Origin of the sequence: Cytobacillus firmus (genome assembly GCF_023657595.1) — a bacterium.
Classification (GTDB): domain Bacteria; phylum Bacillota; class Bacilli; order Bacillales; family Cytobacillaceae; genus Cytobacillus; species Cytobacillus firmus_B.
Genome location: NZ_CP098323.1, coordinates 391,765 through 412,562 on the forward strand (window position 1 = coordinate 391,765; position 20,798 = coordinate 412,562).

A 20,798-nucleotide genomic window follows, 5' to 3' on the forward strand; every position below is an offset into this window, starting at 1 on the left:
AACATCGCTCTTTTGCTGTTTAAACGGTTATTCCAGCTTCAGGGGCAGGTGTTTGTTTTTTTACAGGGAGCTTTATGACAGCTTCTGTACCTCTCCCTTTCTTGCTATTGAAATGAATGGAACCATTATGGGATTGAACAATCTTGAAGCTGACTGTGAGCCCGAGGCCTGTTCCCTTCTCCTTTGACGAATAAAAAGGTTCACCGATCCTATTCAGGCGATCTTCCGACATGCCGCAGCCGGTATCCTTAACCAGGATAGTCAGCTGGTGGTCTTCTGCCAGCAGTGTAACGGTTACTTTGCCGCCTTCATTAGATGCTTCGATGGCATTTTTTATGATATTAATAAAAAGCTGCTTAAGCTGATTCGGTTCACATTCAATCATATACACATCCGATTTTAACAGAAATTCAATCTGGACATTGTGCATGCTGGCTTCAGTTTTTAAAAGCGAAATGACATTAAACAGGATTTTTTGAACATCTGCTTTTGTGAAACAAATATCCTGAGGCTTGGCAAGGAGCAGAAGCTCGCCGACAATATGGTTGATCCGGTCGAGTTCTTCCTGCATGATCTGATAATAGAACTGATGCTTTTCATCTTCCAGCTGCATCAGCTGCACAAAGCCTTTTAAAGATGTGAGAGGATTTCTGATTTCATGTGCAACACTTGCAGAAAGCTCTCCTACCACAGAAAGCTTTTCGGTTCGGCGGAGTCTTTCTTCAGCCTGACGGAGCTTTGTAACATCTTTTCCATATCCGATAACTCCGGCAATTTGACCGTTCACTATAAGCGGAAGGGCAGTGCATTGAATAGTCAGTTTGCTGCCATTTTTATGATTAAAATCAAACTCACAGGTTTTTGGCTTTTTATCCTCAAGGATGCCTGTAAAGTCTTCGATTGCCTTCGTTTTATAAGGAGCCGGTATAATTTCATTGATGTTTTTACCCAATGTTTCATCAGGGCTGTATCCTGTCACGGCTTTAAATTGGGGATTTACTTTCGTAATCGTGCCATGAAGGTCTGTCATAAAGACGATCTCGGTATTATATTCAAACAGGGATTTATATTGCTGCTGGCTTTCGGCAAGGAGCTTCTCCACATGCTTTCTTTCTGTTATGTCCCGGCCGATAATGACTAGTCCCTTTCGGCTGCCGTCTGTATGGAAGAGCGGTACTTTAATTGTATCGAACGTTTTCTCTGTTCCGTCAGGCAAGGGAATTACTTCCTCGATGCGGGTAATTTTACCGTTTACCCAGGTTTCTTCATCTGATGTTTCACAGTAGCGAAGTGCGTCTGCATAAAAATCAGTGTGCTCGGCAAGTTCTGAGTCCTTCTTGCCTTTGTAATCGACATTTTCTAGATTAAATAGCTTAAGTCCAAATTCATTAGACTCAATCCAGCGGCCGTGACCGTCTTTGAAATTAACGAAATCCACCATGGAATTGATTAAAGTGGAAAGGCGCTTTTCTTCTTCTCTTGAGGCACTGAGCTCATCTCTTTTGCCTATAAAATAATAGAGCAGCCATCCTGTAGCAATGATATACAGAAATTCTTTTGCTCTGAATAGAAAATTGACAAGAGAAGAAGGCTCAAGCATATGCAAAAGGTAATTCGTTCCGAATACCCAAATAAGGCTGATGATCACATATAAGCCCAATACCTTTTTTTTATTCATTAGCTTATATTTCTCCTGTTCTCTATTTGGCTGAAAATATGCTGGAATTCAGTCAAATTAGTATTTTTCGCGTATAATAATAGAATATACTGGTTGCCTATACAGATTATTTATAGCTTCTATTCTATATGATTTTAGCAGAGTCTTCTAGTGTCTGGAAATTAGTAAAATCATATTATAAGGAATAAGAAAGGGAAGGACAAGCATGTACTTGACCATTAAAGAAACCGCAGAATATTTATCTTACTCTGAGTCATATGTAGAAAGCCTGATACAGCAAAAGAAAATACGCGCTATTTATGACGGGGAACAGTATTTAGTATACAAGGAACAGTTTAATGCCCATCTAAAGCAGGTGGAAAAATACAAGGAGCTGGTGGAGGAAATTTTAAATGAGCCGATACCGGAGGACCGGGATATCAAAGATGAAGATTAAATTTCCTGAAATCACATTATTTTACAATTATTATTAGCTTGGATAAACTATAAGTAAATAATGTGTTAAAGGAGGAAGTATGGATGTTTGATATTTTAATTGTGGGTGCAGGTCCTGCCGGTGCAAGTGCTGCGCTATTTGCCGCCAAAGCGGGCAAGAAGGTAGTGGTTGTGGATAATGATAAAAGCATGACTAAACGGGCATGGGTTGAAAATCATTATGGCGTTATGGAAATCACTGGCCCGGAATTAATTGAAACAGGCAAAAAGCAAGCTGTTAAGTTTGGGGCAGAGATCACAGAAGGAACTGTAGAAAACATTGAAAAAGCTGAAAGTGGTTTTACTGTAACAGCGGGAGAAAAATCATATTCAGCGAAGCATGTGATTGTGGCAGCAGGGCTTTCAACTGATTTAGCCGAAAAAGCCGGTTTGAAGACTAAAGCAGGGACTGAGCCACGCATTAAAACGGTTCTGGATGCTGATGCTGACGGAAAGACAAATGTTGATGGCATTTGGGCAGCCGGAACTATTGCAGGAGTCAGCGTCCATACAATCATAACAGCTGGAGACGGTGCGAAAGTGGCGATTAACGTAATCAGTGAATTGAACGGCGAGCGTTATGTGGACCATGATTTAATGAAATAGATTGGAAGAAGGCTTGCATGGAGCAGCCTTCTTTTTTTATCTATCTTCCTATTAATTAATACCTAAAATTTACAAAATAACCAATATATAGATTTTTGTGCCTATTATATTCTAGTATCTTGTACCCTTATAAGAGTTTTCGAAACATTATAAAATTTAGTGAGCGGAATCTATTATTCTATTGGAGGTACTAGATGAGAAAACCAATTTTAAAAGTGGCATTAGCTTCAACTCTTGTTTTTGGGGCAGTGGGAGCACAAGCAGCTTTTGCACAGCCAGCCAGCGTAAAACAGAACCAGCCGGTAAATGTATTCGATAAAAAGGTAGTCAATAAAATTAATGCAGAAAATATCTATAATAATATTGATTATCTTTCACAAACCCCGCGTGTAGCCGGTACGGAATCGGAGTATAACGCTGTTCAGTATATTAAAAGCCAATTCGAAACCTTTGGCTATGAAACAGAGATTCAGCCATTCACGTTTTATGGATATACTCCTCCAAGCAGTATGGAAGTGACCATTGACGGCTATGAAGGAGAACTGCAGCCAAGATCCTTTACCTATTCAGTCAACGGGAATGTGAGCGGGGAGCTGGTATTTGCAGGTCTGGGCACAGTGGAAGAACTGGAAGGTGTTGATCTCACTGGAAAAATTGCACTAATTCAGCGAGGATCCATTTCTTTTGCAGAGAAAGTTCTTAACGCAGCAGAAAAAGGTGCTGCCGGTGTGATTATTTTTAATAATGCAGAGGGTCCATTAAGCGGAACACTTGGAGCTCATAGTGAAGAATATGTTCCGGCGTTAGCTCTGTCAAAAGCAGAAGGTGAGGCCATTCTTGCTTTGCTGGAGAGAGGTGAAACCTTAACAGCTTCCCTGACCATTGAAGGTGCGGAGGCAGGAGAAAAAGTTTCACATAACGTGATTGCCACAAAGAAACCGACCAGCAAAAAGAAAGCGAACGATGACATTATTGTAGTCGGCTCACACCATGATTCTGTAGCGGGTGCACCTGGGGCGAATGACGATGCTTCCGGCACAGCGATGACATTAGAGCTTGCACGAGTATTCAAGAACATTCCGACTGATACAGAAATCCGCTTTGTGACGTTTGGGGCAGAAGAATTGGGATTAATTGGGTCCTATCATTATGTTGACAGCCTTTCTGATGATGAAATTAGCAGGACGATTGCGAACTTTAATCTTGATATGGTTGGAAGCAGGGATGCAGGCGATTTAGTGATGATGACATTGGATGGAAAAGAAAATCTGGTAACAGAGCTATCACAAGCATCAAGTGAAAGGCTGAACGGTGAGCCGACACCAGTATATCAGGGCGGCAGAAGTGATCATGTTCCATTCGCGGAAGCGGGCATCCCGGCCGCATTATTCATTCACAGCCCTACTGAGCCGTGGTACCATTCTCCAGAAGATACAATTGATAAAATAAGCAAGGAAAAGCTTCAGGATACAGCGGAAATTGTGGGCACTGCCATTTATGATAAAGCGCGTTTTGACAACATGGGCCCTAAACCGAAAAAGAAGCATAAAATGAAAGCAGCACCTGAGATGGTTTATGAGCAGGATGTAAAATAAAGCAGAAAAGAAAAGCAGCCTCCTGAGATGGGAGGCTTTTTTTTATGAAGTGTCTGATGTCTTTTTAAAAAAAGACTTGTAAAGCGCTTTCAGTTTTTCTATAATTGTGATAAATCGATTTAGTAAACCGGTTTAGTAAATCGATTTAGATAAAAGAGATGATTCGGAGAAGACATGATGAAAACGGTTACTATGGCTGATGTAGCTCAGCATGCAAAAGTTTCAAAAAGCACCGTCTCCCAGTATTTGAATAAAAGGTTTGATTACATGGGAGAAGACACCAAGAAAAGAATTGAAGCTGCCATTAATGAACTTGGTTACAGGCCTAATATTGTGGCAAGAAGCTTAAAGCAGAAATCAACAACAACGATTGGGGTTATTGTGGCAAATATCCTTCACTCTTTTTCCACCCAAGTTATCAGGGCAATTGAGGATATGTGTCATGATTCTGACTTTCATACGATTGTCTGTAATGCCGATGATGACCCTATTAAGGAAAAAAAGTATATTGAAATGCTTCGGGCAAAACAGGTTGATGGCATCATCCTTCTTCCCACCGGTGATAATGCAGATCTCTATAATGAAATGCTCAAAGAAAAATACCCGATTGTTTTTGTAGACCGAACAGTGCCTGATGTGCCGATTCCATCTATGCTCCTGGATAATGAAAAGGCAGCAGGGTTAGGAGTTCAGCACTTTATTGACAATGGGTACAGAAAAATCGGAATCATCACAAATGTAATTCGAAATGTTACCCCAAGGATGGAAAGGTTAAACGGATACAAAAAAACGCTTGAATTAAATGGATTTCCGTTAAGGAAAGAATATATTAAAAGTTTGGAAGTCAGCAAAATAAAAGAAGGGCTTAAGGAGATGCTTGAACTGGAAGATCCTCCGAAAGCGATTCTTGCCGGAAACGATCTTACTTTAATCGAGATCCTTAAATATGTGAAAGAAAATAATTTAAAAGTACCGGAAGACTTGGCCATTATAGGGATTGACGATGTCTCTTTTGCAAGCTTCTATGAACCGGGATTAACGATCGTTGCACAGCCGGCTTTTGAAATAGGCAAGAAAGCAGCAGAACTCTTATTGAACCAGATTCAGAAAAAAACTGCTGCAGAAGAGAAGCTTGTTTATCGGTTTGAGCCAAAATTAATCATAAGAGAATCGTGCTAATAGAAATGAAAAGGGTGTTTTGCCATGAAAGATGTAGTTACCATTGGGGATGCCATGATAACATTCAACCCTTCGGCAACCGGTCCAATGAGGTTTGTACCAACCTTTGAACGTAAAATTGGCGGGGCAGAGCTGAATGTAGCGATTGGCTGCTCCCGGTTAGGATTAAAAACCGGCTGGATTAGTCGTCTGGGAAATGATGAATTTGGAAGGCACATCTTTAATACAGTGCGCGGAGAAGGAATTGATGTCTCACAATTAAAGCTTGTTGACGGATATCCGACATCTCTTAATTTTAAAGAGATTATGGGGGATGGAAGTGTAAGAACTTTTTACTACCGAACTAATTCTCCAACTACAGCTTTAACAATTGAAACATTAAGTGAAGAATATATTAAAAATTCAAAGGTCCTCCATATCACCGGAATTTTCCCTGCAGTGGATAAGGAGAAAAATATTGACCTTATTAAATATGCAATTTCTCTCGCTAAGAAGCACGGCGTTCTAGTCTCATTTGATCCAAACATCAGATTGAAACTATGGACTAAGGAAGAGGCGAGGACTGTTTTAAGAGAGTTTCTCCCGTATGTTGATATTTTTCTGACGGGCGAGGAGGAAGCTGAATTATTGCTGGGAACCAGTGACCCAAGAGAAGTCATTGAACTTGGCAAAGCTTTCGGCATCAGCCATATTGCTATTAAGCAAGGGGAAAAAGGTTCTGTGGGTTATCAGAACGGTGAGTACATTGAAGCTCCAGCTTTTAAAGCGAAAAAAGTTGTGGATACAGTAGGGGCTGGGGATGGATTTGACTCCGGATTTATTTACGGGCTATTAAACCAATGGCCGCTTCAAAAGACTTTACAATTTGCAAATGTCATAGGTTCTATGGTCGTGAGTGTTTCAGGAGATAATGAAGGCCTTCCTTACTTGGAGGACGTTCTCGTTCAATTGGGAGAAAGAGAATTCATAGAAAGATAGGGTGAGAGTATGAATCTTCAAATAGCCCTTGACCGCCTTACGAGGGAAGAGTGCTTAAAGATTTTAAGAGAAACCGAGCTTTTTGTAGATTGGATTGAACTTGGCACTGGTGTAATTAAGGAGTATGGCATGTCAATTGTTCGTGAGATTAAGCAAGTATATCCTCACAAAACAATCGTGGCTGATATGAAAACATGTGATGCCGGCAAATATGAAGCTGCACAAGCGTTTGAGGCAGGCGCTGATATCACCACGGTGATGGCATTTTCTGCAGATAAAACAATTGCAGATACCCTTAAAACAGCAGAGCAGTATGGGAAACGCATTATGATCGACTTGCTGGGCATATCGGAACGCAGCAAAGTTATAGAATTGCAGAATATGGGAGTAGAACTCGTTAGCTTGCATTTTGGGAAAGATATGCAGGCCGAAGGAGAGATGGGAACAGATCTATTCTCTCTTACACATGGGCTTACCGGACTGGAGGTTGCTGTTGCTGGCGGAATCAATCTAAACACACTGCCGGGAATTTTAGAGAGAAGGCCTAATACGGTCATAGTTGGCAGCGCTATCACGAAAGCTGGAAGTCCCTATGAAGCTGCTTTAGCCATGAAAGGATTGTTAAATCAATGAAATCTATTATAAAAACCGTGGCTGATGAAATCTCAGCCGTTCTGGCTAGTATTAATGAAGAAGAAGCGATTCATCTATCCAAACATCTCAGGGAAGCCAAACGGATTTTTGTTTATGGAGAAGGGCGTTCTGGGTTAATGGGAAAAGCATTTGCGATGCGCCTGATGCATGGTGGGTTTCCGGTTTATGTGATTGGGGAGACGGTCACGCCAAGTATTGAATCGGATGATTTGCTAGTGGCCATCTCTGGTTCAGGCTCAACGGGTGCCATTCTGCAATTTGCTGCCAAATCAAAAGAAATAGGAGCAAAGGTTTTTCTGATAACCACAAATAAAGAGTCCAAAATTGCTTCCATATGTGATGGGGTTCTCGTCATTCCGGCTGCCACAAAGTACCGCAGACCGGGTGAACCAGGCACTATTCAGCCGCTCGGCAATCAATTTGACCAATCAGTCCATCTTGTTCTCGATGCAATTATCATTGGAACATTGCAAACAGATAATCAGGATTCAGCTTATGAAGAAATGACCAAGAGACATACCAATTTGGAATAGATGCAAGCGAAGGGAAGGTAAAACAAATGGAAGCCGTGGATTTTATTAAAGCGCAAGTCATTGTTGCTGTTATACGTGAAGCAACTGCAGAGAATATAGTGCCGATCGCTAGTGCTCTGTATGACGGCGGAGTAAAAGTATTGGAAGTTACCGCTGAAACTCCCGGAGTCATGGCGATGATTGAAAAAGTAAGAGTGGAGCTTGGCGATAAAGTGCTGGTGGGGGCAGGAACAGTTTTAGATCCTGAAACAGCCAGAGCCGCCATAATGGCAGGCAGCCAATTCATCGTTTCTCCTTCGCTTAACACTGAAACAATTAAAATGACAAAGCGCTATGGCATAGCAAGTATACCGGGAGCACTAACACCAACTGAAATTTTAACAGCGTATGAGAATGGTGCAGACATGATAAAAGTTTTTCCTGCCAATGCCTTTGGTCCGGGATACATTAAAAATATTCATGGTCCATTCCCGCATATCCCGCTGATGGTAACAGGCGGAATTAATGAGAGCAATATGCAGGAATATATTGAAGGTGGTGCTTTGGCGATTGGGGTTGGAGGCAACCTGGTAAATCCTAAAAACTTAAACAGTGATGAGGATTACCTGACGCTAACGAAGAAAGCGCTTGAATATACGGCATTGCTTAATAAATAATTTACCATTCCAATTAAACAAGGGGGAAATAAAAATGAGAAAGTTATTGTCAGTTTCTTTTGTTTTACTTTTAGCATTATCAGCACTATTAGCTGGCTGCAGCAGCAAAGAAGAGGCAGGCGGAGAAACAGGTTCCAAAAAGATTAAAATTGTAGCGGCACATAATCAGACATCTCCAGATAATCCTTACCAAACAGGCTTATTAAAGTTTAAAGAAGTGGCAGAAAGCAAGTCAAACGGTGACATCGAAGTTGAAGTACATGCAGGAACGATCGGTACAGAAGAATCGGAATTAGTCGAAAAGCTTAAGCTAGGTGCAGCAGATGTTGTTTTAGTATCACCAGGCTTTATGACTCAAACAGGCATTAAGGAAATTGATTTATTAGCCCTTCCATACCTTTTTGACAGCTATGAGCATTGGGAAAAAGTTGTTGATGGCGAAGTGGGAGAAGAAATGAAGAAGCTTGTTAAGGAAAAGTCAAATAATGACTTTAAATTAGTTGGTTATTGGTCTGCTGGTGTTAGACATTACTATGGCAAAAAGCCAATTGAAAAGATGGAAGATTTAAAAGGCTTGACATTCAGAACGCAAACTTCAGGTGTAATTGCTGACTATTGGAAGGAAACAGGTGCCATCCCTACTTCTATTGCATGGGGAGAATTATACCAGGCATTACAGCAAAACGTTGTAGATTCATCTGAAAACTCATATCCATATTTTATTCAGCAAAATCATCACAAAACAGACAATGGAAAATATATTACTGAAACAGGCCATGACTATACAACTAGATTCTTATTAGTAAACGGCAAAAAGTTCGACTCTTATACAAAAGAACAGCAGGATATTCTTTTAGAAGCAGCTGAAGCATCTGTTCAAGCCGAAAGAGAAGCAGTTTATGCCCAAGAAGAAGAGTATAAAGAAAAGGCGATTGCTGAAGGTGCTGTCGTAAATGAAATTGACCGTACTCCATTTGTTGAACTGGCTGAGCCAATGCAAGAAAAAGCGGCTAAAGACATGGGTGCTGAAGAACTGCTGAAGAAAATTAAAGATCTTAAATAATCCGAAACGAATGCGTTAAAGGGAAGAGTGTGAAATGCGGTCTTCCCTTTAATCCTTAATAGGAGGGAAGACGATAAGCATGATTAAGATTCTTGAGAAGATACAAATGGCCATCGGCGTGATAAGCTTATCGATATTTTTTATTGCGATTATGATTCAAATCGTCACAAGGCACTTGGGAATACCGATTATATGGACAGAGGAAGTAGCCAATTATTCATTTATATGGTCAGTCTTTATGGGTGCTTCTGTCATGGTGAATAAAAAGGAACATTTTAGCTTTGACTTTTTAGAACAAAAGCTTCAGGGCAAATCCAAGGCAGGACTTTTGATTGTTATTGATGTTATTGTATTGTTGTTTGCTTTAGCTCTTTTCTATTACGGAATTGAAGCTGTAAAGAATTTCTGGAATTATAACTGGGCATCCCTTCCGGCTATGAAAATGGGCTATGTTTGGATTTCTATACCGATCATGGGACTAACAATGTCCATTTACTCCATTAACCACCTGATCAATAACTTTAAACAGCTTAAGGGAAGGGAGGCTAACATATGATTGGCGTTATTCTAGTAGGATTATTCTTGATCCTTATGCTTATAGGGGTTCCAATTGCTTTTGTCATAGGGATTGTAGCCCTTCTTGGAATATTTAGTGTTCCATATATACCCGAAGTAACCGTTCCGATGAAAATGCTAAATGGAATCGATTCATTTGTTTTGCTTGCCGTTCCTTTGTTTATCCTGGCAGCAAACTTAATGAATAGCGGTAAAATTTCACAGAAGCTAATCGACCTTTCCCTTGCCGTTGTTGGGCATATCCGAGGCGGGCTTGCACATGCCAACATTCTGGTGTCCATGATCTTTGCGGGTGTGTCAGGTGCCGCTCAGGCAGATACAGCAGGAGTAGGGAAGATCCTTATTCCTAATATGAAAAAGCAAGGATATGACACGGAAACGGCAGTAGGTGTTACTGCTGCATCATCCACGATTGGTGTAATCATTCCTCCAAGTATTCCGATGATTATCTTTGCGGGTTTAACGAATGCCTCTGTTGGAGCTCTATTCTTAGGTGGAATTGTCCCAGGAATTTTAGTAGGGTTAGGCATGATGCTTTTCGTGTATATTATGGCTTTGAAAAAGGGTTATCCGAGGTCTGATAGAGCAACTGTCCAGCAATTTTTAAAGCTGGTGTATGAGACAGTTCCTGCCTTAATTACCCCGATTATTATCATCGGAGGAATTATATCAGGGTTCTTCACAGCAACTGAAGCTGCGGCTGTGGCGTCTCTTTATACGTTATTAATCAGCATGTTTTTCTATAAAACTTTAAAGCTGTCAGACTTGCCCAAAATACTTATGGATACTTTAGCGTTAAGTTCCCTTTCTTTATTTGCCCTTGCTGCTGCAAGTGCGCTCGGAGAACTTATGAGTTATTATCAATTATCAACAATGGCTCAAGACTTCTTCGTTAATAATGTCGGGGCGAAATGGGTATTCATCTTAATTATCATTGCATTCTTCCTATTTGTGGGGACATTTATGGATGCCATTCCAGCCATGATCCTATTCGTTCCGGTCATCCTGCCGACTGCCACTCAGTTTGGCATGGACCCTGTCCATTTGGGCCTTATAGTGGTTATGACTTTGGCAATTGGACTTGTAACGCCACCATACGGATTATGCTTATTATTGGCTGCGAAAATTGGTAATCTTAGCATCGAAAGATCCTTAACAGCTGTAATTCCATATATTTTAATTGTATTAGCTGTACTGATATTTGTGGCCTTTTTCCCGGATATCGCATTCTTTGTGCCTAAGTTAATTAACCCAGGATTATTTTAGGGAAATTTTGTATAGAAAGGAAGACATCATGGTAAAACGAGAAGTTTTAAACAGTGACGGTTCACTGATGGCTGTAAAAGTAGAACTAGCAGAAGGATTTACAGGTGATATTGACCAGCACCCTGAAGAACAGATTAGTTATATTGAAAAAGGAAAAGTGGAATTCGAAGTAAGGGGAGTAAAAAGAATCCTTTCTAAAGGAGATATTCAATACATTCCATCTAATGTTGAGCATAAGGTAAAGGTGATAGAAGAATGTATTATCCTGGATATTTTTACTCCAATAAGAAAAGACTTGATATCAAGTTAGAACAGAAAGGAGAGGATTAACCCTCTCCTTTTCTGTATTATTCCATCCGATTGAGAGCTTCTACTTTATCGGTCCTGCCGACTAGCACTAAATCTGTCATTTCAATAAAAAGCCCGGTCTCGACAACACCTGTGATTTGTTTTAATTGTTTATGAAGCTCTTTTGGATTTGGTATCCGCTCGAATTGGCAATCTAATATGTAATTTCCGTTATTCGATACAAAGACTTCTCCGTCGTTTACCCTTAGCTGTGGTATCGCTCCTAATTCTGTAATTCTCTTAGTGGTTAGTTCCCAGCCGAAAGGTACAATTTCTACAGGAAGGGGGAATTTGCCTAGTTGTTGCACTAATTTGGATTCATCTACGATGATGATAAGTTTTTTTGCGTTGGCGTCTACAATTTTTTCCCTCAAAAGCGATCCCCCACCCCCTTTTGTTAAATTAAATTCAGGGTCAACCTCATCTGCTCCATCAATGGCCAAATCAAGGATTTGGGTTTCGGAAAAGTCTGCCAGCGGGATATTAAATTCCCTTGCCCACCCCTCCGTTCTAAGAGAAGAGGGAACTCCTTTAACTGTTAGACCAGCATTAACTAACTCACCGAGCCTTTTTAAAAACCAATACACTGTAGAGCCTGAACCTAATCCAATAATCATACCGTCTTCTACAAAGTCGGCCGCTTTTTCCCCGGCTGCTTTCTTCTGCAAATCTTTAAAATTCATCCAAGTATTCACCCCACATATTAGTGGTTATATTATACCAAATGAAGTGATGCGATTACTTTATCATGCACCCTTTTTGTTCATCCATCGAAAAACTCTGGTAAGCCAGTATGCCAGCAGGAATAAGGTAATGTAAATAAGAAATATATAAATATAATTAACCCATTTATACTTTTGGAATAAACCGTGTGCGACAAGCAAGGGCTTAAAGCCAAATCCGAAAGCCAATGCAGTTAAAAGAGCATAAAGGTAGTAATTTTTATTGTTTTTTAAAGTCCATTGATATACGAGCATAATAGTGACAGGGATAATGGCTGCATCTAATGACAAGCTGGGTATGAACGGGATCAGCTGATAAGGGTAGGCCCACAAACCGAAGCGGATTCCCGCTGCATCCACATATGAAAAAAGGACATGAACAGCAAATCCGAAAAAGCCGATGTGAAAAATGAGCTTTCGGTCAATTTTAAAGTATACAAGCATCAGGGGCAGGATGAGCAGACATGTGACAGTCCAAAACTGCCATGTGCCGAGGTGGGAGTATTGCTGCCAGTATTCAATCCCCTGCCGGGTCAGATCACCTTGAATAGCAACGAGTTTGTGGAAGAATTTATCTTGAGCGGGTGACAAACAGATCTCTCCCTTCATTCTGCTGATGGTTATTTTGTCCAGAAGAGTGTTTTTCATGCCCGTTCACTTTCCCTTTTTAAAGCTTTAAATAGACATATTCCTATATGAAATATGATAAAATGATACAAATTAATAATTTGGATTTTTTGGAAAGAAGGATCGGTGTGAAGAACATAAAAACATACATTCTCCTCACTTCCATCATGGCTTTGTGGGGATTGAATGTCAGCATAATAAAAATTCTTGTCAGTTATTTTCCTCCGGTTTCGATTACTTCTCTGCGAATATTAACTGCAGGCATAACGGTGTTTTTAATATTAGGCATAATGGGAAAAGTGAGGAAGCCGAGCGTAAGGGAAATCTCGTACATTGTTTTTGGCGGTTTTCTGAGTGTTGTCAGCCACCATTTTCTTCTGGCTATAGGACTAACGGGGACAAGTGCAGTGAATGGAGGGCTTATATTAGGTGCGGGTCCTCTCTTGACAGCTATATTGTCTTCCATTCTGCTGCGCCACAAGCCTACAGGCATTCAGGTGCTTGGTTTTCTGCTTGGCGGTGCAGGCGTGACTTTTATTGTTCTTTCAGGTAGTAAAGGGATATCGAGCTTAACTCCGGGCGATTTCTTTGTGTTTTTGTCCATTCTTGCACAGGCTCTTAGTTTCATTGTGATTAGCAAGGCCTCGAAAACGCTGGATCCGCGATTGCTGACAGGCTATATGCTGGTTTTTGGAGGAGTGATCCTGTTTGTTATGGCGAGCGTGATGGAACCTGGGGGACTTAAGGGCATATCAGAAGCCCCAGCCTATGTTTGGGCTGCATTTGCCGCATCTGCCGTGTTGGCAACAGCTGTCGGCCATATGGTTTATAACACTGCCATCCGCAATATCGGGCCGGCAGAAGCCAGTATTTTTTTGAACCTGAATACCTTTTTCTCATTGGCAGGCTCGGCGCTGATCCTTGGTGAAGTCATTACCATCAACCACTTGCTTGGACTGGTTCTTATTGTGGGAGGTGTTCTTTCAGGATCTGGAGCATTGGAGGATTTAGTTTTCAGAAAGCGGAGAAAAGAGAATAGCCAGTATATGTAAAGTGATCTCTCGACATAGAGATCTCTTTTTTTTGCAAAAAGTGGAATTGGGGAAAAGGTGTATTCAAAGGCCGCTAAAGGGAATAGAGGGGCTATAGAGAGAGGAGGAGCATGGATGTATTTATCTATAACAGTAAAGATGGCTGTGGGGCTGGTAATGCTGTTAGCGGTAACCCGTATTCTTGGAAAGAAGGAGCTTTCACAGGTAACCCCCTTTGACTTTGTCTATGCGGTTGTTCTTGGAGGGATCATTGAGGAAACGATTTATGATGAGAAAGTAACGGCGCTTCAAGTTATCTATTCGGCTCTATTATGGGGAGCATTTATTTATATCATTGAAATTCTGGCAAAAAAGAAAAATATATTCAGAAGGATTTTAAAAGGCAGAGAGTCGATCCTGGTCAAGGAAGGCAAGCTGGATGTAAAAGAGATGGAGAAAAATCATCTTGAGATGGAACAGCTTAGGACGATGCTGCGCCAGAAAGGAGTATTCAGCATGAACGAAGTCAAATATGCTTATCTTGAAACCAATGGGGGCTTAAGCGTAATGAAATATCAAAAAGGAGAGCCTGTCACTCCTGAAATGATGAAACTTGAGGTAAAGGAAAAGAATCCTTCCATTTTACTGATTGATGAAGGAGAAGTAGTGGAAGACGGCTTGACATTATTGGGTAAAGATGGAAAGTGGCTGAGGGAATCCATTAAAACCGAAGGCTATCATAATATCAAAGAAATATTCTGTGCGGAATGGTCGGAAGAAGAAGGGTTTTATATTGTAGCTTATAAAAAATGAGCCTTGCATCTGCAAGGCTCTCTCTATTAATATCCCTTTTTATAATCAACAAGATTAATGCCTGGTATACCTCTGTTTATATATTCTTTTAAATTGGGAATAAATATATCTTCAATTACACGTCTGGTATAGTATTCCGTTGATCCGGCTGTGTGCGGAGTAACGATGACATTATCAAGCTCCCACAGCGTGCTGTCTTCAGAAAGCGGTTCTTTTTCAAATACATCAAGCCCTGCACCGGCAATCACGCCGTTCTGCAGTGCGTCGATCAAATCTCTTTCCTTTACAATTTCACCCCGGCCGATATTGATAAAGAAGGAAGAATCCTTCATGAGAGCAAACTGTTCGGATCCGAATAGCTGTTGGGTTTCCTGTGTAAGCGGAAGGGTGACCACAACATAGTCACATTGCGGAAGCACATCGTTCAGCTGTCCGGACGTATACATTTCATCAAAATACTCTTCAGGTTTTCCGGAGTGACGGACTCCAATCACCTTCATGCCGAATGCTTTGGCAATCCTGGCCGTTTCTTTTCCGATGGCTCCTGTGCCAATCAGGCCGATGGTTTTATTATGTATTTCGAGCTTTAGTCCGGAATGGTGCCATACTTTAGCTTGCTGATTTTTCACATATGTATGGATTTTGCGGGTAAGCCCGAGCATGAGAGCGAAAATGGTTTCAGAAATAGGGTTGGCATGTACGCCATTAGCGCTCGTAATCTGGATGTCCTGTAATTCCATTTCTGCCAGGGGGAGGGAATCGACACCTGCACTCCAGGACTGGAACCAGCGGAGTTTGCTGTCTCCGTCAAGGACCATCTCTTTAAGTTCCTTTTTCCAGCCGGCGATGACTTCGGCTTTTTTCATTTCATTTTGCCAGTTTGCGGAATCCTTGCCGGAAATGAGCTCCCAATCGGGAATGATTTCTTTTATTTTTTTTAGCTGTGAGGGTTCCAGATCATGGGTAATGATACAGGTTCTTTTTGTCATGTGTGTGCCTCCATTTTATTTTTTTGAAAAGTCGGTAAATATATCATAGTCTATAAAGGAGAACTTTTCTAATAAAATATCCCCCGGGTGTAAGGCACCGGGGGATGATCTATCTATTAAGAGGGCTGAAAACCTATTAATTTGGCTTTCTTATCGACACCAAGCGTCGTCTTATCCGGGAAGGTAATGACAGAGCTGATGTAATCCCAGCGGATCAGAAAATGGGTGACACAATCTTCTTCCTTTTGCTGTTCTTCCGGGATGTTGGTACCGTCTTCTTTTTGTACCATTGTTCGCTTGAAGCAAGGGTTCTCAACCCAAATTCCCATGCTTTCTGTTTTGATCAGTTTAACAAGATACCACTCATCGGGCTGAAAAATGCCTGTAATGGAGCCGACGAGATCATTTGGAAAGTTCTTGAATTTTATTTGGATCTTTTGACCTGTAAAGTTTTCAAGATGCATATATGAACCTCCTGAACTATTAAAATTCGTTTTTTATACTCTTCCTTTATTTGAGTGTTTTAAACATCAAAAAAGCAAGATCCAGTCATTATGCTGGACCTTGCTTTTTTTCTAGCGTTCCCCGTCTACATATTTTCCGTGGTCTGGAACGGCAATTTCATCAAAATCATTTACAAGTCTGGTGAGGCTTTCCCTTAATACAGCGGCAGCCATGGGAATGCCGTGTCCTGTGATGGCAACATCCGGCTGAAGGGCTTCAAGTTTCTGTACGGATATCCTGGCCGCATCCCAATCTGTCGTCAGATAGCGGGGCGGGCCGCTGATTTCCTGTTCCTGGGTGAGGACACTGTATAAGGATTCCTGTTTCACAGTTACGAAAGCATCACCTGCAATCAGCACACGATCCGACTCCCTGAACAAGGAAACATGGCCAGGGGTATGACCTGGTGTGTGGATCCATTTCCATCCTTCCATATGGGGAACATTTCCGTCTTCAGGATAGGACTGAACATGGGTTCCGAGATCGATGCCTTCATGCGGAAAAGTGGGGGACATCTTTGCGACAAGTCCGCCTTCAACACTCGCGTCAGGTTTTGGGTAATCCTGCTGACCTGTTAAAAATGGCATTTCCAGTGTGTGTGCGTATACAGGAACCTGCCAGCGCTCAACCAAATTAATAATTGCACCAACATGGTCAAAGTGGCCATGTGTAAGAATAATGGCTTTCGGTCTGGCGTTCTCTCCAAAAAGTTCTTCGGCGGCATCCATGATTTTCTCTGCAGATTTTGGCATGCCTGCGTCAACCAGAACCCAGTCGCCGGGCTTTTCTGATATTCGCACAAAACAAACATTGACAATCTGAACTGTCAGGCAGTAAACTCCATCCGCTTCGTTTACAATCATTCCGCTCGTGGAGGAAGTCATGGGCATATAGCGTTCAGTTGATGAACTTTCCTTCAAAAATATTACCTCCTTTAAAAATAACAGACCCCTTATCTTTTTGAGTATACCCGCATGTGACTTTTGTATGCGGCATATTCAGGAGGAGGAGGGAATATATGCAAAAAAAGCTCTGCCGCATAATGGCAGAGCTTTGGAAAATTAAGATAGAAATTCATGAGGGTTTAATCCGAGTTCCATGCAGATTTCTGTAACAGCCTGTTTTTCATTTTGATCAAAGTTCCCATCAGCATAACCGATCGCGATGCAATAACGGGCTACGAGGCGGGCGATCTCAGGCTTATTTCTTACCCGGCCAACTGCTTTGAAGGCTTCAGCCCGGCCGATGATCGGGTCCATCTCAATCCGCTGGACGAACATATTGAATTGCTGTATCACCTTTTGGGTATCAAACACTTTTAATTCCTGGCTGCTGTTTACAAATTCGATCATCTTTTGGCGTTCAGATGGATCAAGCCTGCCATCTGCCATGCCGACAAGAGCGCATGAAGCTACAACGGCGTCCATGACATCCTGGCTCTTGAATCGGGTGAACAGCTCCTGTGCGCGGCGCTTTTGGTCATTGGCCCACTGAGCGTAATCTGTCTGGTTAGGTGACCATGAATTACCGCAGGCATTACAGGTGAGCTTCAGCTGATTTTTACCAATAAAGCCGCCAAGAAGTCCTACAGGGCCAAGGATGAGTCCTCCGATTGCTGCTTTTCCAAGGCCAAATCCCTTTTGGCCGGTGCGGATGTTAGTGGATCCGCACCGGGTGCAGGCAATATTCCCATCTGTATAGGATTGAGCCTGTACCGGCTGTCCAAAACCTGTTTGGCCGCCCATCGCAGAAGGCTGGGAAGGAGGCGTGCTATATGCAGTCTGATTGTAGGCAGGCTGGCCAAAAGAAGACGGGCTGTGGCCTGATTGAGAATGCTGGATTTGCTGTGGACTGAATCCATGAGACTGCTGTCCGTAATTTGCCTGCTGCTGAAATTGGCCATGCCCGAATGACGGCTGTTGACTTGGAGCAGGTTCATCATCTACGGAAACACCGAAATTGCGGCAGAGGGCAGCTAATCCTCCCTGAAATCCGCTTGCAATGGCATTGAATTTCCACTCGCCATTGTGGCGGTAAAGCTCTGCAGCGACGATGGCTGTTTCAACAGTAAAGTCACGGCCAAGGTCGAAGCGGAGCAGCTCCTCGTTCGTCATGGCATTAAAAATTCTTACATAGGCATTTGAAACTTGTCCGAAGTTCTGTCCCTTCATCTGGGCATCATGAATGGTGATAGTAAACGCAATTCGATGGATATGCTGCGGCACCTTATTCAACTCGATGCGGATTTGCTCATCATCCCCGGTGCCAGCTCCCGTTCTGTTATCACTGCTGTAGAGAATCGATCCGTTTCCGCCGGATGGATTATTATAAAACACAAAGTCACTGTCACTTTGCACTTTGCCGGATGCGCCTGTTAAAAATGCTGAAGCATCCAGGTCATATTGAGATTGATTGTGGCTGACATCCCAGCCCAATCCTGCCATCACAACCTGCAAACCAGGATTGGTTTTGGTCAAATCTACTTTTTGTCCCTTGCTCAATCGAACTCCCACAGATTTCACTCCTAAATTCGTTTTTATGTATGGATAATTTGTTATACGTACTGGAAAGAAAGAAGTTTCATAGTTTTCATTATAATGGAATCTAATGCGAAGTGAAACTTAGCTATTCTAAGGTTGAAAAAATGATTTTGATGCCGGCCGTAGAATAGAATATTAATGATGATGTTTTTGTCATAGGAGGAGATAAATTGAATAAAAGAGCGAAAGTATTTGCGCATCGCGGTGTCAGCGGGCATTTTCCGGAAAACACGATGGCCGCATTCCAGGCTGCTTTGGAGGCAGGAGCAGATGGCATTGAATTGGATGTGCAGATGGCGAAGGATGGTATGCTTGTAATCATTCATGACGAAAAAGTGGACAGAACGACAGGCGGAACCGGTTATATTAAGGACATGACCTTTGAAGAAATCCTGCAGCTTGATGCCGGGAGCTGGTTTGCGGAAGTTAACGCCGGAGAAACAATCCCCGATTTGGAGAAATTCTTAAAATGGGCAGTGATGGAGGGCAACGAACTGCTGATCAATATTGAATTGAAAAATGATTTGATTGACTATCCAGGGATGGAAAAAAAGGTGATTGACCTTATCTTTAAGTATGGGTTGGAACAGCGCGTCATTATCTCATCCTTCAATGCGGAGAGCCTGAGGAGAGTCCGGGACTGCCATTTAACGATACAGACGGGTTATTTGATTGAAGGCATTCCTGAAAATGCACTTGAAATGGCGAAAACTATCGGTGCAGACAGTATTCATTGTCAAGAGAGGTTTGCCCTATCCGAGCTTGGAAGGAGAGCAATGGAAGCAGGGTTTCCGCTGCGGGTATATACCGTAAATGATGAAACCCGCAGCGAATTTTTAACTAATGCCGGAGTAGAAGTGATTATGACTGATTTTCCGGAAAGGTTTTTGAAATAATGATTTTGTTGGATGTGGAAATTCTGATTATCCACGCATCCACATAAGACACCGCTTCTCCAGCAAAAGTAAAATAAACTGCATCAAACCGCGGCAAAATGAATTTATCCATTCATAAAAAAACAAGCGCACATCATGAGCGCTTGTTTTTTATACCTGCCAAAGCACCGGCTTGGCTACCATGAACCAGAGCATGAGCATTAACAGAAAAAGATAGATCCAGACGGAGCGTGTAAGCTTTCTGATTAGGAAATGCTGATCTGCTCCTGGCTCATCAAATTTCCTCAGGACGGGAGTGAAGGCCCGGGCGAGAAAAAAGACTGAGCCTCCCATGACTGCCAGGGTAGCGACGATCCAAGATGTCGTCCAGGCCCAGTGGCTGTTCACGATTAAAAGGATACCCGAGCCTACAAGTACATGTCCTGCATGCTTGACAAGGCGCACGGACGTCCTGAAGATGCCGATATATGCCTGCTGGACCCCGGGATGAGCCGTTCCCAATTTATTGACGATTGGGATCAGAATAAAAAATGGTCCAACAGAAAGAATGGCACTGCTGACATGGATATACAGCAGTATTCGGTACAATATGTCCATTCCGGCAGATTACTTCGTCACTGCGCTGAATTCATGAACCCATACACGCATTTGCGGAAGCCAAGGCATTCCCGGATGCATGGAAAGGATGGATTGCTTGTAGTCTTCCAAATTTTCGAAGCCTTCCTGGCGGGCATGCTCGTCTGTTAACTCACCAAGGGATTGTGAATAAACTTTATCTACAACAAAGTCCTGTCCCTCAAGTGTCATGATTTCTCCCACATCAGCATAGCGGCCGTTGCGGCGTGTAGCTGTTTTCTTTCCTGCAAGAACCTTTTCAACGTCCTCTTTAACGGTAACCATGCGGTCTACTGAACATGTTTTCGGCGGTAATGTATTTGGGTCATGCTGATTTGACATAATCTATTCCTCCTTATGTAAATGCTTACTTTTAGTACCTTACCATACTTTCCTGCGGAAAGGCAGTTTATGAAATGTTTTACGGGTAAAAAAGCCTGGGGAAAGAATCCCTC

General features: G+C 42.1%; 24 protein-coding genes. 15 read left to right on the forward strand and 9 right to left on the reverse strand.

Annotated features, from left to right (window positions below; translation table 11 throughout):
• Positions 1-19 precede the first annotated feature (19 nt).
• Entirely contained in the window at positions 20-1,678 is a 1,659-nt protein-coding gene (locus tag NAF01_RS02020; protein WP_250801620.1) for a PAS domain-containing sensor histidine kinase, read from the reverse strand.
• A gap of 205 nt (positions 1,679-1,883) precedes the next feature.
• Here NAF01_RS02020 and NAF01_RS02025 point away from each other — a divergent pair, with 205 nt between their 5' ends.
• From NAF01_RS02025 to NAF01_RS02080, 12 genes are all read left to right on the forward strand, one after another.
• Complete coding sequence (locus tag NAF01_RS02025; RefSeq protein WP_197212623.1) at positions 1,884-2,114, forward strand: excisionase family DNA-binding protein; 231 nt, start codon at positions 1,884-1,886, stop codon at positions 2,112-2,114.
• Positions 2,115-2,197: 83 nt separating this feature from the next.
• The gene (locus tag NAF01_RS02030; RefSeq protein WP_076258255.1) at positions 2,198-2,758 is read left to right on the forward strand and encodes an FAD-dependent oxidoreductase; all 561 of its coding nucleotides are present in this window, start codon (positions 2,198-2,200) and stop codon (positions 2,756-2,758) included.
• Between the two features lie 194 nt (positions 2,759-2,952).
• Positions 2,953-4,353: a M28 family peptidase gene (locus NAF01_RS02035; RefSeq protein WP_250801621.1), complete on the forward strand. Its 1,401-nt coding sequence runs from the start codon at positions 2,953-2,955 to the stop codon at positions 4,351-4,353.
• A 177-nt stretch (positions 4,354-4,530) separates the two neighbouring features.
• Positions 4,531-5,532, forward strand: coding sequence for a LacI family DNA-binding transcriptional regulator (locus tag NAF01_RS02040; RefSeq protein WP_197212617.1), 1,002 nt, complete (start codon positions 4,531-4,533; stop codon positions 5,530-5,532).
• A gap of 24 nt (positions 5,533-5,556) precedes the next feature.
• Complete coding sequence (locus NAF01_RS02045; RefSeq protein WP_226620181.1) at positions 5,557-6,510, forward strand: sugar kinase; 954 nt, start codon at positions 5,557-5,559, stop codon at positions 6,508-6,510.
• A gap of 9 nt (positions 6,511-6,519) precedes the next feature.
• Positions 6,520-7,143 carry a 3-hexulose-6-phosphate synthase gene (hxlA, locus tag NAF01_RS02050; protein WP_048009732.1) on the forward strand — a complete coding sequence of 208 codons (624 nt, stop codon included), beginning with the start codon at positions 6,520-6,522 and terminating at the stop codon, positions 7,141-7,143.
• Positions 7,140-7,697, forward strand: coding sequence for a 6-phospho-3-hexuloisomerase (hxlB, locus tag NAF01_RS02055; protein WP_048009731.1), 558 nt, complete (start codon positions 7,140-7,142; stop codon positions 7,695-7,697). The genes hxlA and hxlB overlap by 4 nt, the downstream gene beginning before the upstream one ends.
• Before the next feature lie 26 nt (positions 7,698-7,723).
• The gene (locus tag NAF01_RS02060) at positions 7,724-8,353 is read left to right on the forward strand and encodes a bifunctional 4-hydroxy-2-oxoglutarate aldolase/2-dehydro-3-deoxy-phosphogluconate aldolase (RefSeq protein WP_197212613.1); all 630 of its coding nucleotides are present in this window, start codon (positions 7,724-7,726) and stop codon (positions 8,351-8,353) included.
• 34 nt (positions 8,354-8,387) lie between these two features.
• Entirely contained in the window at positions 8,388-9,416 is a 1,029-nt protein-coding gene (locus tag NAF01_RS02065; protein WP_163144829.1) for a TRAP transporter substrate-binding protein, read from the forward strand.
• A 79-nt stretch (positions 9,417-9,495) separates the two neighbouring features.
• The gene (locus tag NAF01_RS02070) at positions 9,496-9,972 is read left to right on the forward strand and encodes a TRAP transporter small permease (RefSeq protein WP_048009728.1); all 477 of its coding nucleotides are present in this window, start codon (positions 9,496-9,498) and stop codon (positions 9,970-9,972) included.
• Complete coding sequence (locus NAF01_RS02075; protein WP_197204368.1) at positions 9,969-11,258, forward strand: TRAP transporter large permease; 1,290 nt, start codon at positions 9,969-9,971, stop codon at positions 11,256-11,258. Before NAF01_RS02070 ends, NAF01_RS02075 begins: the two co-directional genes overlap by 4 nt.
• Before the next feature lie 28 nt (positions 11,259-11,286).
• Positions 11,287-11,568, forward strand: a complete 282-nt coding sequence (locus NAF01_RS02080) for a cupin domain-containing protein (RefSeq protein ID WP_048009727.1) — start codon at positions 11,287-11,289, stop codon at positions 11,566-11,568.
• 37 nt (positions 11,569-11,605) lie between these two features.
• On the opposite strand, the gene rpiA is transcribed toward NAF01_RS02080, so the two are convergent.
• Together rpiA and NAF01_RS02090 are read right to left on the reverse strand one after the other, a co-directional pair.
• Positions 11,606-12,289, reverse strand: a complete 684-nt coding sequence (gene rpiA, locus NAF01_RS02085; protein WP_048009726.1) for a ribose-5-phosphate isomerase RpiA — start codon at positions 12,287-12,289, stop codon at positions 11,606-11,608.
• A 63-nt stretch (positions 12,290-12,352) separates the two neighbouring features.
• Complete coding sequence (locus NAF01_RS02090) at positions 12,353-12,976, reverse strand: CBO0543 family protein (protein ID WP_250801622.1); 624 nt, start codon at positions 12,974-12,976, stop codon at positions 12,353-12,355.
• Positions 12,977-13,083: 107 nt separating this feature from the next.
• Here NAF01_RS02090 and NAF01_RS02095 point away from each other — a divergent pair, with 107 nt between their 5' ends.
• Together NAF01_RS02095 and NAF01_RS02100 are read left to right on the forward strand one after the other, a co-directional pair.
• Positions 13,084-14,007 (forward strand): DMT family transporter, encoded by a 924-nt coding sequence (locus tag NAF01_RS02095; protein ID WP_250801623.1) that lies wholly within the window; start codon positions 13,084-13,086, stop codon positions 14,005-14,007.
• 114 nt (positions 14,008-14,121) lie between these two features.
• Entirely contained in the window at positions 14,122-14,799 is a 678-nt protein-coding gene (locus NAF01_RS02100) for a DUF421 domain-containing protein (protein WP_250801624.1), read from the forward strand.
• Between the two features lie 26 nt (positions 14,800-14,825).
• On the opposite strand, the gene NAF01_RS02105 is transcribed toward NAF01_RS02100, so the two are convergent.
• From NAF01_RS02105 to NAF01_RS02120, 4 genes are all read right to left on the reverse strand, one after another.
• Positions 14,826-15,788 carry a D-2-hydroxyacid dehydrogenase gene (locus NAF01_RS02105; protein ID WP_250801625.1) on the reverse strand — a complete coding sequence of 321 codons (963 nt, stop codon included), beginning with the start codon at positions 15,786-15,788 and terminating at the stop codon, positions 14,826-14,828.
• A 116-nt stretch (positions 15,789-15,904) separates the two neighbouring features.
• The gene (locus tag NAF01_RS02110; protein ID WP_048009723.1) at positions 15,905-16,252 is read right to left on the reverse strand and encodes a hypothetical protein; all 348 of its coding nucleotides are present in this window, start codon (positions 16,250-16,252) and stop codon (positions 15,905-15,907) included.
• A gap of 111 nt (positions 16,253-16,363) precedes the next feature.
• Positions 16,364-17,182: an MBL fold metallo-hydrolase gene (locus tag NAF01_RS02115; RefSeq protein WP_250802411.1), complete on the reverse strand. Its 819-nt coding sequence runs from the start codon at positions 17,180-17,182 to the stop codon at positions 16,364-16,366.
• Between the two features lie 171 nt (positions 17,183-17,353).
• Positions 17,354-18,805 carry a TerD family protein gene (locus NAF01_RS02120; RefSeq protein WP_048009721.1) on the reverse strand — a complete coding sequence of 484 codons (1,452 nt, stop codon included), beginning with the start codon at positions 18,803-18,805 and terminating at the stop codon, positions 17,354-17,356.
• Positions 18,806-19,002: 197 nt separating this feature from the next.
• Between NAF01_RS02120 and NAF01_RS02125 the strand changes: the two genes are divergently transcribed.
• Positions 19,003-19,728 (forward strand): glycerophosphodiester phosphodiesterase, encoded by a 726-nt coding sequence (locus NAF01_RS02125; RefSeq protein WP_250801626.1) that lies wholly within the window; start codon positions 19,003-19,005, stop codon positions 19,726-19,728.
• Positions 19,729-19,878: 150 nt separating this feature from the next.
• Here NAF01_RS02125 and NAF01_RS02130 read toward each other — a convergent pair whose 3' ends face one another.
• Positions 19,879-20,325: a hypothetical protein gene (locus NAF01_RS02130; RefSeq protein WP_197204360.1), complete on the reverse strand. Its 447-nt coding sequence runs from the start codon at positions 20,323-20,325 to the stop codon at positions 19,879-19,881.
• A 9-nt stretch (positions 20,326-20,334) separates the two neighbouring features.
• A complete protein-coding gene (locus NAF01_RS02135; protein WP_061792697.1) occupies positions 20,335-20,685 on the reverse strand; it encodes an ASCH domain-containing protein in 351 nt (116 codons plus the stop codon).
• Between the last annotated feature and the right edge of the window lie 113 nt (positions 20,686-20,798).

Coding starts and splice junctions, on each gene's coding strand:
- NAF01_RS02135 (WP_061792697.1), bottom strand. CDS start 20,685: ATGTCAAATCAGCATGACCCAAATACATTACCGCCGAAAACATGTTCA.
- NAF01_RS02130 (WP_197204360.1), bottom strand. CDS start 20,325: ATGGACATATTGTACCGAATACTGCTGTATATCCATGTCAGCAGTGCC.
- hxlB (WP_048009731.1), top strand. CDS start 7,140: ATGAAATCTATTATAAAAACCGTGGCTGATGAAATCTCAGCCGTTCTG.
- NAF01_RS02045 (WP_226620181.1), top strand. CDS start 5,557: ATGAAAGATGTAGTTACCATTGGGGATGCCATGATAACATTCAACCCT.
- NAF01_RS02035 (WP_250801621.1), top strand. CDS start 2,953: ATGAGAAAACCAATTTTAAAAGTGGCATTAGCTTCAACTCTTGTTTTT.
- NAF01_RS02070 (WP_048009728.1), top strand. CDS start 9,496: ATGATTAAGATTCTTGAGAAGATACAAATGGCCATCGGCGTGATAAGC.
- NAF01_RS02030 (WP_076258255.1), top strand. CDS start 2,198: ATGTTTGATATTTTAATTGTGGGTGCAGGTCCTGCCGGTGCAAGTGCT.
- NAF01_RS02065 (WP_163144829.1), top strand. CDS start 8,388: ATGAGAAAGTTATTGTCAGTTTCTTTTGTTTTACTTTTAGCATTATCA.
- rpiA (WP_048009726.1), bottom strand. CDS start 12,289: ATGAATTTTAAAGATTTGCAGAAGAAAGCAGCCGGGGAAAAAGCGGCC.
- hxlA (WP_048009732.1), top strand. CDS start 6,520: ATGAATCTTCAAATAGCCCTTGACCGCCTTACGAGGGAAGAGTGCTTA.
- NAF01_RS02020 (WP_250801620.1), bottom strand. CDS start 1,678: ATGAATAAAAAAAAGGTATTGGGCTTATATGTGATCATCAGCCTTATT.
- NAF01_RS02115 (WP_250802411.1), bottom strand. CDS start 17,182: ATGCCCATGACTTCCTCCACGAGCGGAATGATTGTAAACGAAGCGGAT.
- NAF01_RS02025 (WP_197212623.1), top strand. CDS start 1,884: ATGTACTTGACCATTAAAGAAACCGCAGAATATTTATCTTACTCTGAG.
- NAF01_RS02040 (WP_197212617.1), top strand. CDS start 4,531: ATGAAAACGGTTACTATGGCTGATGTAGCTCAGCATGCAAAAGTTTCA.
- NAF01_RS02060 (WP_197212613.1), top strand. CDS start 7,724: ATGGAAGCCGTGGATTTTATTAAAGCGCAAGTCATTGTTGCTGTTATA.
- NAF01_RS02080 (WP_048009727.1), top strand. CDS start 11,287: ATGGTAAAACGAGAAGTTTTAAACAGTGACGGTTCACTGATGGCTGTA.
- NAF01_RS02110 (WP_048009723.1), bottom strand. CDS start 16,252: ATGCATCTTGAAAACTTTACAGGTCAAAAGATCCAAATAAAATTCAAG.
- NAF01_RS02105 (WP_250801625.1), bottom strand. CDS start 15,788: ATGACAAAAAGAACCTGTATCATTACCCATGATCTGGAACCCTCACAG.
- NAF01_RS02075 (WP_197204368.1), top strand. CDS start 9,969: ATGATTGGCGTTATTCTAGTAGGATTATTCTTGATCCTTATGCTTATA.
- NAF01_RS02100 (WP_250801624.1), top strand. CDS start 14,122: ATGTATTTATCTATAACAGTAAAGATGGCTGTGGGGCTGGTAATGCTG.
- NAF01_RS02090 (WP_250801622.1), bottom strand. CDS start 12,976: ATGAAAAACACTCTTCTGGACAAAATAACCATCAGCAGAATGAAGGGA.